Annotated in this window: 15 protein-coding genes; all 15 read right to left on the minus strand. The window is 55.8% G+C overall.

Annotated features, from left to right (window positions below):
- Position 1: 1 nt before the first annotated feature.
- The 15 genes from wcaJ to wzb all read right to left on the minus strand — a co-directional run bounded on the left by wcaJ (position 2) and on the right by wzb (position 15,975).
- On the minus strand, positions 2 to 1,396 hold the full coding sequence (gene wcaJ / locus F3J31_RS04220; RefSeq protein WP_048030843.1) for an undecaprenyl-phosphate glucose phosphotransferase: 1,395 nt from the start codon (positions 1,394 to 1,396) through the stop codon (positions 2 to 4).
- Between the two features lie 46 nt (positions 1,397 to 1,442).
- Positions 1,443 to 2,813, minus strand: a complete 1,371-nt coding sequence (gene cpsG, locus F3J31_RS04225) for a colanic acid biosynthesis phosphomannomutase CpsG (RefSeq protein ID WP_167211515.1) — start codon at positions 2,811 to 2,813, stop codon at positions 1,443 to 1,445.
- Positions 2,814 to 2,924: 111 nt separating this feature from the next.
- Positions 2,925 to 4,361: a mannose-1-phosphate guanyltransferase gene (cpsB, locus tag F3J31_RS04230; RefSeq protein WP_167211518.1), complete on the minus strand. Its 1,437-nt coding sequence runs from the start codon at positions 4,359 to 4,361 to the stop codon at positions 2,925 to 2,927.
- A gap of 3 nt (positions 4,362 to 4,364) precedes the next feature.
- The gene (gene wcaI, locus F3J31_RS04235; protein WP_048028326.1) at positions 4,365 to 5,588 is read right to left on the minus strand and encodes a colanic acid biosynthesis fucosyltransferase WcaI; all 1,224 of its coding nucleotides are present in this window, start codon (positions 5,586 to 5,588) and stop codon (positions 4,365 to 4,367) included.
- Complete coding sequence (locus tag F3J31_RS04240) at positions 5,585 to 6,064, minus strand: GDP-mannose mannosyl hydrolase (protein ID WP_045418617.1); 480 nt, start codon at positions 6,062 to 6,064, stop codon at positions 5,585 to 5,587. The genes wcaI and F3J31_RS04240 overlap by 4 nt, the downstream gene beginning before the upstream one ends.
- Before the next feature lie 2 nt (positions 6,065 to 6,066).
- Positions 6,067 to 7,032 carry a GDP-L-fucose synthase gene (locus tag F3J31_RS04245; protein ID WP_167211521.1) on the minus strand — a complete coding sequence of 322 codons (966 nt, stop codon included), beginning with the start codon at positions 7,030 to 7,032 and terminating at the stop codon, positions 6,067 to 6,069.
- Positions 7,033 to 7,034: 2 nt separating this feature from the next.
- Positions 7,035 to 8,156 (minus strand): GDP-mannose 4,6-dehydratase, encoded by a 1,122-nt coding sequence (gene gmd / locus F3J31_RS04250; protein ID WP_003863514.1) that lies wholly within the window; start codon positions 8,154 to 8,156, stop codon positions 7,035 to 7,037.
- A 24-nt stretch (positions 8,157 to 8,180) separates the two neighbouring features.
- A complete protein-coding gene (wcaF, locus tag F3J31_RS04255; protein ID WP_167211524.1) occupies positions 8,181 to 8,729 on the minus strand; it encodes a colanic acid biosynthesis acetyltransferase WcaF in 549 nt (182 codons plus the stop codon).
- A gap of 15 nt (positions 8,730 to 8,744) precedes the next feature.
- Positions 8,745 to 9,491, minus strand: coding sequence for a colanic acid biosynthesis glycosyltransferase WcaE (gene wcaE / locus F3J31_RS04260; protein WP_008499420.1), 747 nt, complete (start codon positions 9,489 to 9,491; stop codon positions 8,745 to 8,747).
- Positions 9,492 to 9,507: 16 nt separating this feature from the next.
- A complete protein-coding gene (gene wcaD, locus F3J31_RS04265; protein ID WP_045908624.1) occupies positions 9,508 to 10,728 on the minus strand; it encodes a colanic acid polymerase WcaD in 1,221 nt (406 codons plus the stop codon).
- Positions 10,703 to 11,920: a colanic acid biosynthesis glycosyltransferase WcaC gene (gene wcaC / locus F3J31_RS04270; RefSeq protein ID WP_045908625.1), complete on the minus strand. Its 1,218-nt coding sequence runs from the start codon at positions 11,918 to 11,920 to the stop codon at positions 10,703 to 10,705. Before wcaC ends, wcaD begins: the two co-directional genes overlap by 26 nt.
- On the minus strand, positions 11,917 to 12,408 hold the full coding sequence (gene wcaB, locus F3J31_RS04275) for a colanic acid biosynthesis acetyltransferase WcaB (protein ID WP_039025009.1): 492 nt from the start codon (positions 12,406 to 12,408) through the stop codon (positions 11,917 to 11,919). The genes wcaC and wcaB overlap by 4 nt, the downstream gene beginning before the upstream one ends.
- Entirely contained in the window at positions 12,408 to 13,250 is an 843-nt protein-coding gene (wcaA, locus tag F3J31_RS04280) for a colanic acid biosynthesis glycosyltransferase WcaA (RefSeq protein WP_045908626.1), read from the minus strand. Before wcaA ends, wcaB begins: the two co-directional genes overlap by 1 nt.
- A 116-nt stretch (positions 13,251 to 13,366) precedes the next feature.
- Positions 13,367 to 15,529, minus strand: coding sequence for a tyrosine-protein kinase Wzc (gene wzc, locus F3J31_RS04285; protein ID WP_048028312.1), 2,163 nt, complete (start codon positions 15,527 to 15,529; stop codon positions 13,367 to 13,369).
- A gap of 2 nt (positions 15,530 to 15,531) precedes the next feature.
- Complete coding sequence (wzb, locus tag F3J31_RS04290) at positions 15,532 to 15,975, minus strand: low molecular weight protein-tyrosine-phosphatase Wzb (RefSeq protein WP_045908628.1); 444 nt, start codon at positions 15,973 to 15,975, stop codon at positions 15,532 to 15,534.
- Positions 15,976 to 15,977 lie beyond the last annotated feature (2 nt).

A 15,977-nucleotide genomic window follows, 5' to 3' on the forward strand; every position in this document is an offset into this window, starting at 1 on the left:
CTTAGTACGCCGCTTTGTTCACGAAACCTTTGAAGATAGTCAGAAAAACAATCTTGATATCGAACCAGAGGCTCCACTCGCGGATGTACTCCAGATCGAACTCGATGCGTTTTTCCATTTTTTCCAGCGTGTCGGTTTCGCCGCGCCAGCCGTTGATTTGCGCCCAGCCGGTGATGCCCGGCTTCACCTTATGGCGCAACATGTAGCCTTCAATCAGCGAGCGGTACTGCTCGTTATGCGCCACCGCGTGCGGACGCGGGCCAACAATCGACATCCCGCCGGTAAAGACGTTGATAAACTGTGGCAGTTCATCCAGCGAGGTGCGGCGCAGGAAGTTCCCGACGCGGGTGACGCGCGGATCGTTCTGCGTGGCCTGGGTCACGACCTTGTCGTTCTCCATCACCTTCATGGAGCGGAATTTCCACACCATAATCGGCTTACCGTCCATGCCGTAGCGGGTCTGACGGAAGATAACCGGTCCTGGTGAGCTCAGCTTCACCGCGAGGGCAATGCAGCACAGCACCGGAGAGATGAGCAGAAGAATCAGCGAAGAGAGCACGATATCTTCCAGACGCTTCAGCACGCGGTTAATACCAGACAGCGGCGTGTCGTACAGCGGTACGACCGGCACGCCGTTCACCTCTTCAATACGCGAATGAAGGATGTTAAAGGTAAACACGTCCGGGATCAGGAGCACTGAACAGGTCGTATCCGCCAGTTCGCGCATCAGCTGCTTAATGCGGGAGTCGTCTTTCATCTGCATGGCGATGTAGACGTTGTGAATTTTGCCGGCCTTCGCATCGTCAATCAGCTGTTCGTAGTTGCCCGCCCAGTCGGCAGGCACGCCGCCAGGCTTCGCGTCGTGATAAATCCCGACCACTTCAAAGCCTAACCACGGCTCTTTGCGGAAGCTGTCGAGCAGCACCCTGCCGACGGGCAGATCGCCTGCTACCGCCACGAAGCGACGATTATAGCCACGGTTGCGCAGCCAGCCTGCGCCAAAGCGGATCAGGGAGCGGCACACTACCATGCCGACGCTGCTTAACAGATACCAGCAGAGATAGGTCACGAGGCGATTATCAAAATCATGGCTGAACGCCACCAGGCCTGCGCTGAAGATCAGGCTCAGGGTCCAGTTCTGCAGCAACAGCATCAGTTCGGTGGTCATTTTGACGCCGCGCCACGAGCGGTAGAAATCGGTCATTCCGCCGATCATCTGAAACACGACCAGCGCAATCAGGGCCATCAGAAGATGCATATATAAGAACGGCAGCCCGCTGATCCGACACACCGCCCACAATCCACCGACCATGATGGTGATATCAGAAAAACGCTGCACCATAGAGATTAACGATGCATTCGTTCTCGCTCGTTCGCGTTTTTTTAGATTCGTCATCGTTGTTCCTGTATTCGGTTCCCCCTCCCACCGGGAGGGGCAGTTATTACTGATTCAACAGCGCCAGAATGTCCTTCGTTCGGGCTTCCATCAGCGCGGTGTCCGCACGGGACTCCACGTTCAGGCGCACCACCGGCTCGGTGTTGGACGAGCGCAGGTTAAAGCGCCACTGCGGGAACGCCATGCTGATGCCGTCGGTACGGTCAATTTCCAGCGCGTGAATGGCAAAGTGCTGCTCCACGCGGGCAATCGCCTCGGCCGGCTGCGCCAGCTTGCTGTTGATCTCCCCGCTCGCCGGGAACGCCGCCATACGGTCGCGCACCAGCTCTCCCAGGGTCTGCCCCTTCAGGCACAGCAGCTCGGTGACCAGCAGCCACGGGATCATTCCGCTGTCGCAGTAGGCAAAGTCCCGGAAGTAGTGGTGGGCGCTCATCTCGCCGCCGTAGATGGCGTCTTCTTCGCGCATGCGCTCCTTGATGAAGGCGTGGCCGGTTTTGGACATCACCGGCGTGCCGCCTGCGGCAGACACCACGTCGACGGTGTTCCAGGACAGACGCGGGTCATGAATGATTTTCGCGCCCGGGTTTTTCTCAAGGAACGCTTCCGCCAGCAGGCCGACAATGTAGTAGCCCTCGATGAACTGCCCTTTCTCGTCGAACAGGAAGCAGCGGTCGAAATCACCGTCAAAGGCGATGCCCATGTCCGCGCCGTGCTCAATCACCGCGTTACGCGTGTCGTCGCGGCACTCCGGCAACAGCGGGTTAGGAATACCGTTCGGGAAGTTCCCGTCCGGGGTGTTATGCACTTTCACGAAGGTCACCGGCACGTTCAGTGCCTTAAAGCGCGCTTCAAGGGCATCGACAACCGGGCCGGCCGCGCCGTTACCGGAGTTAATCACCAGCTTCAGCGGCTTCAGGTTCGCCACGTTGATGTAGCCCAGCAGGTGGTCGATGTACTCTTTCTGCAGGTTGATTTTTTTGTAGCTGCCGCGCTTCGCCTCGTTCACCGGCGGGAAATCGTTGGCTTCCGCCAGGCGCTGCACGTCGCGCAGGCCGGTGTCGCCGCTGATCGGGCGGGCGCCCTTGCGCACCAGCTTCATGCCGTTGTAGTCCATCGGGTTGTGGCTGGCCGTCACTTCAATACCGCCGTCCACCCCCAGGTGGAAGGTGGCAAAGTAAATCTCTTCGGTTCCGGCAAGACCGATGTCCAGCACGTCCACGCCCGCATCCTGCAGCCCTTTCGCCAGAGCCAGCTTCAGGGATTCGCTGGTCAGACGCACGTCGCCGCCCAGCACGATGGTCTGCGGTTTTAAGTATTCGCCGTACGCACGACCAATGCGCCACGCAATGTCTTCATTCAGCTCTTCGCCCAGCTTGCCGCGAATATCGTAGGCTTTAAAACAGGTTAATTTTTCCATGATGACCCCTTTTTCAGGCAACAGTCGGTCCTGACCACTCAATGGCCAAATTGATTTTTTTGTCATTCGTAGGCCCGGTAAGCGCAGCGCCACCGGGCATGATACTGAGGGCTACACCCGTCCGTAGCGGTCCTGGAATCGCACGATATCGTCCTCTTCCAGATACGAACCGGAGCGCACCTCAATTAAATCGAGAGGAATTTTCCCCGGGTTCTCCAGACAGTGCGTCGCCCCCAGCGGAATATAAATGGACTCGTTTTCACCCAGCAGTTTGACTTCACCGTCGATCGTGACTTTGGCGGTACCCGCGACCACCACCCAGTGCTCGGCGCGGTGATGGTGCATCTGCACCGACAGCCCCTCGCCCGGCTTCACGGTGATGCGTTTCACCTGATAACGGTCGCCTGCGTCAATGGAGTCATATTTCCCCCACGGACGGTAGACTTCGCGATGAATGTGGTGCTCGTGACGGCCATCCGCCTTGATCTTCTCCACCACTTTTTTAACGTCCTGCACGGCGTTACGGTCGGCAATCAGCACGGCGTCTTTGGTCTGGACCACCACCAGATCTTTCACCCCGACCGTGGTGACCAGGCCAGACTCGGCGTAGACGTAGCTGTTTTCCGTTTTGTGGCTAATGACATCACCGTGATGGACGTTACCCTCCGGGGTATGGGCGCTGATCTCCCACAGGGAGGACCAGGAGCCGACATCGCTCCAGCCCGCATCCATCGGCACCACAACGGCATCTGCCGTACGCTCCATCACCGCATAGTCAATGGACTCTTCCGGACAGGCGAGGAAGGCTTCTTCATCCACGCGGATAAAGTCGAGATCCGGGTCCACCACCGCCATCGCTTTCTCGCAGGCTTGCAGAATATCCGGACGATATTTGCTCAGCTCTTCCAGATAGCGTCCGGCGCGGAACAGGAACATCCCACTGTTCCAGTAATATTCCCCGCTGGCGACATACGCCTGCGCGGTTTCCAGATTCGGTTTTTCAACGAACTGCGCCACGTCAAACGCCACGCTGTCGCCTTCACCCGGCGTCACGTTGCCGCGACAGATGTAGCCGTAGCCGGTTTCCGGCAGATCCGGCACGATACCGAATGTCACCAGCTTGCCGCTCTCAGCGTAAGGAATGGCCGCACGCACCGCGTCGCGGAAGGCCTCTTCCTGCTGGATCACATGGTCTGCCGCCAGCACCAGCATCAACGGGTCACAGTCCGGGCTGCTGCGTTTTGCTGCCAGCGCCGCCAGGGCGATAGCCGGTGCGGTATTGCGTCCGGCAGGCTCCAGGATGATATTTTCTGTGAGTTTGTTCAGCTGGCGCAGCTGCTCGGCAACGATAAAGCGGTGCTGTTCGTTACAGATCACCACCGGGCTTTCACACTCCACGCCGTGGAGACGGTTTACCGTCGTCTGCAGCATGGTGAGATCCCCTTTCAGGCAGAGGAACTGTTTTGGATAGAGCACGCGGGACAGCGGCCACAACCGGCTACCAGAGCCACCAGCCATCACAACCGGATACAAAGTGGTTTGACTCATGATTTATCCCCGTATATCTGCAATAAATTGGCTCAGCACGTTCTCTTTCTCGAGCGTGCGTTCGGCATATTCACGTGCCACCGTGTTCATTTTTGGCATGGCAAGTGCCTGTTCAATGCCGGTGACCAGCGCCGGGACCGATTCCGGCTCTACGCACACGGCAATCCCCGGATAGCTGTCACACAGCTGGCCTAATTCAGTTTCGGCTTCGGCCGTAATCACCGCGTTACCGCCCACTGCCAGAATGTTGGTCAGCTTGGACGGCAGCACCGCATCCGCCGCGCCGCGTTTTTGCACCACCAGATGGCAGTCGCCCATCTTCAGCAGCGCAGGCAATGCCTCGTAAGACTGAAGCGGGAAGAATTTCACGTTGGTCAGGCCGCGTTCGCTGACCATTTTTTCCAGCCGCGCTTTTCCACCACCCTGCCCGACAATCACAAACATCCATGGATGTTCGTTCAGCAGTTGAGCCGCCTCGATCACGCTCTCCAGCCCCTGCTTTTCGCCGATGTTGCCTGAGTAAAGAATGATTTTTTGATCTTCAGGCAAACCGAGCTGCGCGCGCAGCGCCTGAGCATCTTGCTCAGTCACGTCGCGAAAACGCGCCACTTCGGACCAGTTCGGGAAGAAGATCACCTTCTCCGCCGGGACGCCTTTCTCCTGCGCCTTGTTCATCATCGAGCGCGAGATCGTTGAGACGTAATCCACGTTGTGTAAGCCACTGCGCTCAAACGCGCTGGCGAGCTTCGCGACCTTGCCGCCTTTGCTTTTGCCTGCCATCCCCAGGCCCAGCATGGCGTCAACTTCATAATCCTGAATGTGCAGCAGGGTGCGCGCGCCGGAGAGTTTGCCCAGCAGACGCATGCCCGGCGTGCAAAACAGCGTCGGCACCACGCCGATGATGCGATCCGGCTTCCAGCGACGCTGCGCCATCAGCGGGAAGAAACTACTCAGAGCAAAGCTGCCGAGATGAATCAACCGTTTAAGCGTTGAGGGCTGCTTAGGCACATACAGCGGGCAGCGCCAGACGGTCGCTGCACCCTCTTCGCGACGGTAGCGCCAGCTTGAGTAGCGCTCCCCCACTTTCCATTCCGGGTAGTACGGCGGCGCGGTAATGACCCGCACGTCATGTCCCTGGCTCGCCATCCACTCGACCATCTCGCCGGTGTATTTCCCGATACCGGTCAGCTCCGGCGAGTAGTTGATTCCGTATACGAGGATCTTCATAAGCCCGGCACCCCGGACTGACGTTCAGCGAGGAAATAGGCGCGACTGTTGTCATGCACATTGTCGCTCGCCAGCAGCGCCTCTGGCGTCTGCCAGCGGTAGTCATCGTGCTGAGAATCAGGCAGACGCAGGTCTGCCTCACTCACCTTCAGGCGGAACCCCAGCACGATGTAGTGCGTGGTGAACCCGGTGCCTGAAAAGTTATCGTCATAGAAGTGCTGCCAGACCCCGTAAAACTGGCCCGCTGCCATCGGCAGCTGCAGACCCAGTTCCGCCAGAGTGAGACGCTCAAACGCATCGGTAAGCGTCTCATCCTTTTGCACGCGCCCACCGGGCACGAACCAGAAGCCCTGCGCAGGACGGTTGGTTCGTTTCCCCAGCAAGAACTCGCCGCGTTCGTTCTCCACGATCAAATCAATCGAGATGAGCGGAGTGGAACGCACCACCGTGGCAAAATCTTCCTGACTTAAAAACATCATTACCCCCGGAAGCGGTGCTGGTTTTCCAGGAACCACTGATAGGTGCTTGCCAGCCCCTGCTCCAGTGACACCTCGTGATACCAACCCAGCTGATGCAGACGGGTCACGTCCAGCAGTTTGCGCGGCGTGCCGTCCGGTTTCGTGGCATCAAACACCACGCGGCCTTTGTAGCCCACCACCTGCGCGATGGTCTGCGCCAGCTCGCGAATGGTGCAGTCCACGCCGGTGCCCACGTTGATGTGCGACAGCATCGGCTCGGTGTTCTCCTGCCACACTTCGCGATCCAGCTCCATCACGTGAATGCTGGCCGCAGCCATGTCGTCCACGTGCAGGAATTCACGCATCGGCGTACCGCTGCCCCACACCACCACATCCGGCGCGTTCTCGGCGGTTGCCTCGTGGAAACGACGCAGCAGCGCCGGGATCACGTGCGAGTTGCTCGGATGGAAGTTGTCGTGCGGTCCGTACAGGTTGGTCGGCATCACCGAGCGATAGTCGCGGTTGTACTGACGGTTGTAGGACTCGCACAGCTTGATACCGGCAATCTTGGCAATGGCGTACGGCTCGTTGGTCGCTTCAAGCCGGCCCTGCAGCAGCTCGCTTTCGGCGATCGGCTGTTTCGCCATTTTCGGGTAAATACAGGATGAGCCGAGGAACAGCAGCTTGTTCACGTTGTGCAGATGCGCCGCGTGAATGATGTTGCTCTCAATCATCATGTTTTCGTAGATGAAATCCGCCGGGTAGGTGTTGTTGGCAACAATGCCGCCCACCTTCGCCGCCGCCAGATACACCTGGTCAATGCGTTCGTTAGCAAAGAAGTCCTGTACCGAACGGCTGTCGAGCAGGTTAAGCTCGTCGCGCGTGCGGACAACTACCTCAACGTCACCACGCTGTTCGAGCTGGCGAACAATCGCGGAACCCACCATTCCGCGATGACCGGCGACAAAAATACGTTGTTTTGTCATTCTCAGGACTCCAGCGCGATGGCAACCTCGTAGCCATGAGACTTGAGCAGGGAGTGTTTTTTCGCTGCTTCAAGATCTTTGGCTACCATCTCGGAAACCATCTCCTGCAGAGTGGTTTCTGGTTTCCAGCCCAGCTTCTCGTGCGCTTTGGTTGGGTCGCCCAGCAGGGTTTCCACTTCAGCAGGACGGAAGTAGCGCGGGTCAACCTGCACAATCACGTCGCCTGGCTTCACACCCGGTGCGTCATGGCCGGTCACGGAAACCACGATGCCCTTCTCTTCCACGCCGGTGCCTTCGAAGCGCAGCTTGATGCCCAGCTGCGCGGCAGCCATTTCAACGAACTGACGAACGGAGTACTGCACGCCGGTGGCGATCACGAAGTCTTCTGGCTGTTCCTGCTGCAGCATCATCCACTGCATTTTCACGTAGTCTTTGGCATGGCCCCAGTCACGCAGGGAGTCCATGTTGCCGAGGTGCAGGCACGATTCCAGACCCTGCGCGATGTTGGCGATAGCGCGGGTGATTTTGCGGGTCACGAAGGTTTCGCCGCGACGTGGAGATTCGTGGTTGAACAGAATGCCGTTACAGGCGTACATGCCGTAGGATTCACGGTAGTTCACGGTGATCCAGTAAGCGTACAGTTTCGCTACTGCGTACGGAGAGCGCGGATAGAATGGCGTGGTCTCTTTCTGTGGAATTTCCTGCACCAGACCGTACAGCTCAGAGGTGGATGCCTGGTAGAAACGGGTTTTCTTCTCAAGGCCGAGGAAGCGAATCGCTTCCAGCAGACGCAGCGTACCCATGGCGTCCACGTCAGCGGTGTATTCCGGAGACTCGAAGGAGACCGCAACGTGGCTCATCGCGCCCAGGTTGTAGACTTCATCCGGCTGCACTTCCTGCAGGATACGGGTCAGGTTGGAGGTATCGGTCAGGTCGCCGTAGTGCAGGTGGAATTTCGGGTTCGCCGCGTGAGGATCCTGGTAAATATGATCGACACGTTCGGTGTTGAAAGAAGACGCACGACGTTTAATACCGTGTACTTCATAACCTTTTTCCAGCAGTAACTCTGCCAGGTAAGAACCATCCTGCCCGGTAACGCCGGTGATGAGAGCGACTTTAGACATGTTTATATTCCTCTACTTATGAATTTAATCAGTTTCAACGCGTTCGCGTATCACCACTGCGGGGTTGCCACGGCAAACTTTATTTGCCGGTAGCGATTTAAAAACGCTGCTGCGGGCACCAACGACCGTGCCATCGCCAACAGAAACACCCGGTGCAACAAAAACATCCGTTGCCAGCCAGCATTTTTCGCCAATTACAATAGGCGAAGCGGTAATATCAAAATGCTGACTCATAAAGTCATGGCTGCCGGTGCACAAATAACATTTCTGTGAAACCACCGAATTTGCGCCAATCGTAATCTCGCCCAGGGTATATAACACCGCGTCATCCCCTACCCAGGCGTAATCCCCAAGCGTTAATTTCCAGGGGTAGGTAATTTTCACCGAAGGCCGAATGACTACGTTTTTTCCTATTTTTGCGCCAAACAGACGCAATAAAAATGCTCGCCAGCGGTACAGTATTTGTGGTGACCAGGCAAATAAGGTGGCCTGAACGGCCCACCATAACTGCACTTTAATACCGCCCGCCCCCCGAAAACCTTTCGGTACGGAGAAACCCTTCAGATTCTGCATTACGTTTCCTTATATTCAGGCTTTGTTATATAAGGCTTTCGTTTTACTCGTGGTGCGCACGCGTAAAAAATAAGATAATTCCGCCCAGAACCCCGGCACGCGTAATATTTTACGCTGCACATTTTTGGCATCCTGGCACAGTTCCAGATTATTCGAGGTTGACACACCACCCATTGAAAATTCAGATACCAGCCCTTTAATTCGGCGGAACGGGTAACCTGACTTATAGAGACTGGCGGCCAGCGCATAATCGGAAGACACTTTATACTGCAAATCGTAAGGCTGTTTTTTCAGGCCTTTTACCGGAAAGAAAATAGCCTGATGGCTGGCGGGTAAACTGTGATAGATATACCAGCCCGGCTTCGCGCTGCGGCACACTTTATGTCCGTCGCCAAAATCGAGCAGCGCATCGCCAATATACATGGCGTCCTCTTTCTGGCGCGCCAGCTGACGGGCAAACAGCGCCACGTCATCATGGAAAATATCACCCGAATTCAGAAAGATGGCATAACGGCCCTGCGCCATATTGATGCCTTTGTTCATCGCATCGTAAATGCCTTTATCTTTCTCGCTGATGTAACGTAAGTTGAACTCACCGTTGAGTTTTTCCAGAAACTCCGCCGTGCCATCGTTCGAGCCGCCGTCGACCACAATCCACTCGAAGGTGAGGCTTGGATCGCGCGCCAGGTTGCGCAGCGAGCGCCAGGTTTTTACCACCCCTTCGTAATTACGAAAAGCGACAGTAATGACGCTAAGAAACATAAATCACCTCATTTCTTCATACGTTCGTAATATTAAGCGCTTTGCGCAGAATAAACGGACAGACAATCAAGAAAGCATATTCCGGACTAAATATTGACCCGGTAAAAAACAGCGACACCGGCGTAAACAGATAAAGCTGCACGCGAAAGTTCTGGTTATCCCCGAACGCGTTAATCATCATTTTGAAAACTTTAAACAGATACCACAGCGTCAACAGTACGGCGAACCACGAAAAATAAATAATTAACAGATACAGACCATTGTCTATGGTTTTACCGACATCCGCACCGTTAAAGATTCCGAATGATGCAACATATTCGTAAAGTGAGCCGAATCTTACTACACCATCTATATGGGTTAAGGAATAACCCACCATCACCAGCGGTCCAATGATGCGATAATAGGACGATGAGCCTTCCGTTCCCAAATCACCCAGTCGTTCTGAGATGTATGGGAAGGCAAATATCACGCCCACCATAAATACCGTCAGGGAGATAATCGCCAGCGGCAGTTTTTTCTTAATCGCATCTTTGTTCAGGTACTGAAACGCCCATTCCAGCAGGTAAAACAGGATAAATGTCATTACCCCTGAGAACGATCCAGACAGAACGATTCCTGCAAGAATCATAGCATCGGTCTTAGGCGTTTTGATACCAAACTGTTTGATGCTGAGCCAAATTGAGATTAACGCCAAAGCGAAAAACGCCGGTTCAAAATAGAGGGCCGTGGTACGCTTCCCGCCGAACTTGATGAAGTTCAAAACATAGCTGTTGCTGTAAATGAGATATTTCGAAATTATCTCCATCAGACTACTGCCGCCGGTAAGAATAATTTGCGCCATCTCCATGGCAGCAAGCATAACAATTAACGCAACGGCAATATAAAAGAACCTGAGGATTTTCCGATAATTGTGCGGAGAAATCGTTTTGAAGCGAATACTCCAGACCATTCCGATAATAATAACGATATAAACAAACAGCATGGTCGAGGTGACGTATTTACTGGCATCCAGCGACTGGCCAAAGATGTAGTTAAACAGCGTCAGGCCCGTACCCAACCCTAAGGCAATCATCAGCTTCTTCAGGTTGATTTTATCGACATACAGCAGAAGCAGAACGGGCAAGAAGGTGACGATGGTTATCGGAAAGCTTTCGCCGAGCTGGGCAATTTTGACGTTGACCAGCAGATAGATCAGCGGCAGCAGCAGATAACTACAGATTCTGATAGAACGAGACATACTCCTCCAGCATCTGTTGTCCACTGTAGGCCTTGCGGCTGCGGTTGCGGAACGATTCCAGGTCAGTGCCAAAAACAGCCTGAGCGATCTGCGCCTTCGGCAGTTGCACCAGCGGCAGGACCTCCTGCTCGGCAAAAGTTTTCCCGCCGGATTTTTCCAGCACTTCGCGTGCCGCATCGCTGTGGGTGGCAATCACCGGCACGCCGATGGAGAGCGCTTCACAGAGGATCAGCGGGTAGTTATCCACGCGGGAGCTGAATACCAGCGCATCCATTTCATTCAGCGCGCTCATCAGCTTGCGCTTATCGGTTTCAAACCCGTGGTTCACCACGTTAGCCCCTTCGAACGGTGAAAATTTGCCGAAGGTATGGAGCTCAATTTTGTCACCCAGCGCCATCATGTCGCGCACCAGCTGCTGGTTGGTTTTCCCGTCGTAGCGCAGGTCATGCGCTACGATAGCGATTTTCGGTTTGCCCGCGGTTTCTGCCACCGGCGTCAGCTCGGCGAGAATGGCTTCCGTCGCCACGTCGATGCCGTTGTTAATAATCTGGCAGCGCCCTGCCCCGTACAGGCTGTTGAAGGCATCGGCCACGTGCTGGCTCGGGGAGATAAACGTGCAGCCGAGCGAGAGCATGTCGCGGAAAAGCTGGCGCTTGCCGGCCACCAGCGTGTGCGCGCGATCCACCTTCACCGGCGGGTAGTTGCTCAGCGTCGGGCATTTCTGGCAGTTGTTTTTCCAGCCTTCGCAGCCGTCGGTAAACGCGCAACGGCCGGTTACGCTCCAGTGATCGTGCAGCGTCCAGACGAAGCGGGTGTCGGGCTTGTGGGCCTGCACCTTCTGACAGAACGCCACCACCTCTTCCAGATTTAGCCAGTAGCTGTGCAACACGTGAAAATGCAGCACAACCGGGCCGGTAGTGCGGGTCACCGTGCGATAAAGCGTATTCAGGTTGCCAAACAGATCGCGGTTAAACAGACGGAACAACGCGATATTGGCAATCGAGGTCAGGCGCGGCGTGTGCTTGTGCACCTGCGGGAAGTTATCGTGACTGACGCTTTTCTTGCCGCCCTTGCCATAACCATAAATAAAACGAGACTGAAGTCCTTTTTGCAGCGCGCGCTGGTGCAGATCCAGCGCCACCCCTGCCGCTCCGCCTTCTGCGAGGCGTACGTTAAATTGCAGAATATTCATTTAATCACCTTCACGCGGGCTTTTTCTCCCACCACCAGCGCGTTATCCGGAATGGTGTCCAGCACCACGCTGCCCGCACCAATCGTGACGTTGTTACCAATCGTAATATCACCAATGATCACCACGTTCGCGCCCAGCTCGACGTTATTGCCAATGACCGGGCAGGCCAGGCTGTCTGGCCCACGGTTGCCAATGGTCACCCCATGGCGGATGGTGAAATCATCCCCGGCGACCACGAACTTGTTGATCACCACCGCATAGCCGTGATGGATGGTAAAGCGGCGGCCAATGGTGGCCGCGGCCTGAATTTCATAGCCAAAAAAGCATTCGGTGATGATGCGATACAGCACCAGCACGGGTGCCGCCCAGATGTTGTTCAGGACATTTTTCTTACGCCACACCGAGCAAAAATGCGCGATGCGGTACGCCAGAACCATGCAGCACGGACGCAGGCTCCAGCTGTTAGCGCGGCAATCTTCCAGAAACATTATTTCCCCCGAAGTCCATCAGCCAGGCGCTTGCCGTTACGAACGGACAACAGCGTCAGCAGCGTGCGCCAGTTCATGCGCTTATTGCGGATCTGATAGAGGGTAAAGAGCTGATATTTACGGCTGGCACGGTCAAACTTGTCCTTGTGCTTGCGGTAAAAATGGAAGTAACCCGAGAATTTTTTCGGCGAGGAGGTAATCTGCATCTCCCCGTGATTGATGTGCAGGATCTGCGTGGCCTCTTCGACCTTCCACGGTTCGCCGTATTCCACCACCATGCGCAGAAAGATATCGTAATCCTGCGCAGCCTTCAGTTCGGTATCGAACAGGCACTCTTTGAAGCGCCACGCCCAGGTAAAGACCTGGTTACCAATGATATTGCGCTTGTAGAACAGGCGGCGAGAATACGGTGATTTCGGATACAGCGGCAGGCTGGCAGGCTGCGAGTACACCTCGCCCTGACAGACATAGTCGTTGGCATACAGGAACGCGTGCGTGACCAGCTGCTCTTTATGCGACAGGAAGACAGACAGGCGGTTCGGCGTCCATTCGTCGTCGTCGTCGATGCCGGTCAGATACTGCCCTTTGGCCTGCATAATCGCCTGGTTACGCACAGCACAGGCGCCGGAGTTAATGGCGTTATGTGTATAAACCACCCGCGGGTCGTTGAGGTCAGTCACAAATTTTTGCAGCTGTTCATACGAGGAAGAGCAGTCATCCACGATGATCAGCTCCCAGTTATCGTAATCCTGACGTAACACCGACTTGATTGCGCGGATCGCCAGCTGCTGACGATTCCATGTCGGCATATAGATAGAAATCAAAGGGCGTTGTGTGGTCATTTTTTCCTCCTACCCCTCACCCCGCCCCTCTCCCCTGAGGGGAGAGGGTGAAAGGCGGCACCGGACAGTTCCCTCTCCCCTCAGGGGAGAGGGTTAGAGTGAGGGGGGGTGTTTTGTTATTTACTGTCAGACTTATATTCGTACTCGTAATAGCCATAATCCTGATAGCCGGTCGCGCGACGGAAGATGGAGTTCAGGATCACCCCTTTTACCTCAATCCCGTTCTGCTCGAAGCGGCTCAGGCTGGTTTCCACCTCTTTCAGGGTGTTCACTGCGTAACGCGCCACCATCAGGGTGGTACCCGCATGGCGGCCAACAACGGCCGCGTCGGTCACGGCCAGAATCGGCGGCGTATCGATCAGCACCAGGTCGTAGTTTTTGCTCGCCCACTCCACCAGTTCGCTAAAGCGCTCGCTCATCAGCAGCTCGGACGGGTTAGGCGGCACCTGCCCACGAGGGATCAGGTCAAATTTCGGCACCGTAGTGGGCTTCGCGCTCTGGCTGATATCACCTTTGCCAAGCAGGATTTCCGACAGACCGTTAACGTTGTTGGTACCCAGCAGTTCGTGGGTGTAGCCCTTACGCATATCGCAGTCGATCAGCAGCACACGCTTGTTGGTCTGGCTGACCACCGCCGCCAGGTTGGCGCAGACAAAGGTTTTACCGATTGACGGGCTGACGCCGGTTAACATCAGGACGTTATTTTTAGCCTGCATCATGGCGAAGTGCAGACTGGTGCGCAGGCTGCGGATCGCTTCGATAGCGAGGTCGGTTGGGTTACCCACCGCCAGCAGCTGGCTCTGTTTGTAACGCTTAACGCCTTTGATGGTTTTGACGCTGTCACGGGATTTTTGCCACTCAGACAGCGGAATGCTGGCATAGACGTTGATACCGTTTTCTTCCAGCACCTGCGGGCTTTCGATACCGCGGTTGAACAGCGAACGCAGCAGCACGCCAACGATAGAGAGCATCAGGCCGAGAATAATGCTGCCGAGAATGATCAGCGCTTTCTTCGGCTTCAGCACGCCAGGCTGGGTAATGGCCGGGTCGACGATGCGCACGTCACCCACGGTGCTTGCCTCGGTGATTTTCAGCTCCTGCTGCTTGTTCAGCAGCTGCATATAGACCTGCTGTCCGGACTCCACGTCGCGGGTCAGACGCACGATCTCCTGCTGAGTTTTCGGCATCGCGGTCACGCGGTCATTGAGCTTCGCCTTCTCCTCTTCCAGCGTGCGGCGTTTTTCCAGCAGGGTGCGGTAGGCCGGGTGGCGTTTGGTGTAAAGCTTGGAAATCTCCGCCTCTTTGAAGGTCAGCTCGTTAAGCTGCGCATCAATATTGACCATCGAATCGAGGACCGATTTTGCCTCCAGCGGCAGGTCAACGGAGTCTTTATCCTGACGGTAGGCGTTCAGCTTGTTCTCGGCATCATCCAGACGGCCGCGAACTTCCGGGAGCTGTTTCGCGAGGAAGGCCAGGCTTTTCGCCGCTTCAGCCGACTTACGCTCGACGTTCTGCTCAAGATAGTTGCGGGTAATGCTGTTCAGGATGTCGCGGATCTGATCCTTATCTTCACCGGTAAAGGTCATGCTCAGCACGCCGGTATCCTTACCGTTTTCGGTGACGGTCAGGTTGTTCTGCAGATTGTTGATCATCCCCAGCGTGGAGAATTTCGTGACGGTGAATTCACCGCCCTCCTGGGCATTGATCGCGCTGACCATCATGCTGACGCCATCTTTGGTGAGCATCTGCCCCACTTCACCGCGCGCGCTAAAGCCCGCGTCGCTGGTCAGCTGGTACTGTTTCGGTCCAAGTACCGTCAGGGTAAAGGTCTGATCGGCGGCCCCTTTTGGCAGCACGAAGTCAGTGACCTTGACCGTGTCGTTGTTTCTGCCCATCAACCGATCCCATCCCGCACCAAAGATCGGGAAGGTATTTTTGGTGACGGAGATATCAAGGCCAAGGTCGTGGACCGTTTTACCCAGCACCAGACGTGACTGGATGAGCTGAATTTCAGCATCGGAGGCCGGCGGCTTGTTCGCCAGCGCAGAGCCAATGTCCTGCACCAGCGAGTTACCGGTATTCTGCTCGATCTGCACCAGCGCATCGGCGCTGTAGATAGGTGTGGCAAACAGCGTGTAGACGACGGCCGCCGCGGCAAACACGGCGGTAATGCCCAGCACCCACCACTTTGCCTCTACAACAGTGCCGACCAGGCGTCCAATATCAATTTCATCACTGCCCGAAGTCGGGGCGGCAGAAGGTCTTGTTTTTTCGGTCATTGTTATCCCTGCTGAGCTTTCAGTGCCTGCGCCCACTGTTGGGCAGACTGGTCAAGTAAGGTGTAAACCGCCTCAAAGGCCTCATGGCTTTTGCGGTAGGGATCGGGGATTTCACGTTCATTGTCCCAGTGTCCAAACAGCATCACCTTACCGCGCATCTCCGGAGCGATATCGCACAGCGCATGAATATGGCGTTTTTCCATCGCCAGAATCAGGTCATACTCGCGGCACATGCGGCCAGTGACCTGGCGGGCAACATGCCCGTCGAGAGAGAGGTGATGATCCCGCGCCACGATCGTTGCGCGCTCATCGGCACCTTTACCGACCAGTGCACCCAGCCCTGCCGAATCAACGGTCAGTTCGGGCTGGTAGTGTTTCAACAACCGTTCAGCCGTAGGGGAACGGCAAATGTTCCCCACGCATACCACCAGAATTTTGTTAAACATCG

This window comes from Enterobacter sp. Acro-832, from assembly GCF_011752745.1.
Lineage (GTDB): Bacteria > Pseudomonadota > Gammaproteobacteria > Enterobacterales > Enterobacteriaceae > Enterobacter > Enterobacter quasiroggenkampii.

Bases quoted from the DNA above. Each gene is read 5' to 3' on its own strand.
- wcaJ (WP_048030843.1), bottom strand. From the start codon at position 1,396: ATGACGAATCTAAAAAAACGCGAACGAGCGAGAACGAATGCATCGTTA.
- cpsG (WP_167211515.1), bottom strand. From the start codon at position 2,813: ATGGAAAAATTAACCTGTTTTAAAGCCTACGATATTCGCGGCAAGCTG.
- cpsB (WP_167211518.1), bottom strand. From the start codon at position 4,361: ATGAGTCAAACCACTTTGTATCCGGTTGTGATGGCTGGTGGCTCTGGT.
- wcaI (WP_048028326.1), bottom strand. From the start codon at position 5,588: ATGAAGATCCTCGTATACGGAATCAACTACTCGCCGGAGCTGACCGGT.
- F3J31_RS04240 (WP_045418617.1), bottom strand. From the start codon at position 6,064: ATGTTTTTAAGTCAGGAAGATTTTGCCACGGTGGTGCGTTCCACTCCG.
- F3J31_RS04245 (WP_167211521.1), bottom strand. From the start codon at position 7,032: ATGACAAAACAACGTATTTTTGTCGCCGGTCATCGCGGAATGGTGGGT.
- gmd (WP_003863514.1), bottom strand. From the start codon at position 8,156: ATGTCTAAAGTCGCTCTCATCACCGGCGTTACCGGGCAGGATGGTTCT.
- wcaF (WP_167211524.1), bottom strand. From the start codon at position 8,729: ATGCAGAATCTGAAGGGTTTCTCCGTACCGAAAGGTTTTCGGGGGGCG.
- wcaE (WP_008499420.1), bottom strand. From the start codon at position 9,491: ATGTTTCTTAGCGTCATTACTGTCGCTTTTCGTAATTACGAAGGGGTG.
- wcaD (WP_045908624.1), bottom strand. From the start codon at position 10,728: ATGTCTCGTTCTATCAGAATCTGTAGTTATCTGCTGCTGCCGCTGATC.
- wcaC (WP_045908625.1), bottom strand. From the start codon at position 11,920: ATGAATATTCTGCAATTTAACGTACGCCTCGCAGAAGGCGGAGCGGCA.
- wcaB (WP_039025009.1), bottom strand. From the start codon at position 12,408: ATGTTTCTGGAAGATTGCCGCGCTAACAGCTGGAGCCTGCGTCCGTGC.
- wcaA (WP_045908626.1), bottom strand. From the start codon at position 13,250: ATGACCACACAACGCCCTTTGATTTCTATCTATATGCCGACATGGAAT.
- wzc (WP_048028312.1), bottom strand. From the start codon at position 15,529: ATGACCGAAAAAACAAGACCTTCTGCCGCCCCGACTTCGGGCAGTGAT.
- wzb (WP_045908628.1), bottom strand. From the start codon at position 15,975: ATGTTTAACAAAATTCTGGTGGTATGCGTGGGGAACATTTGCCGTTCC.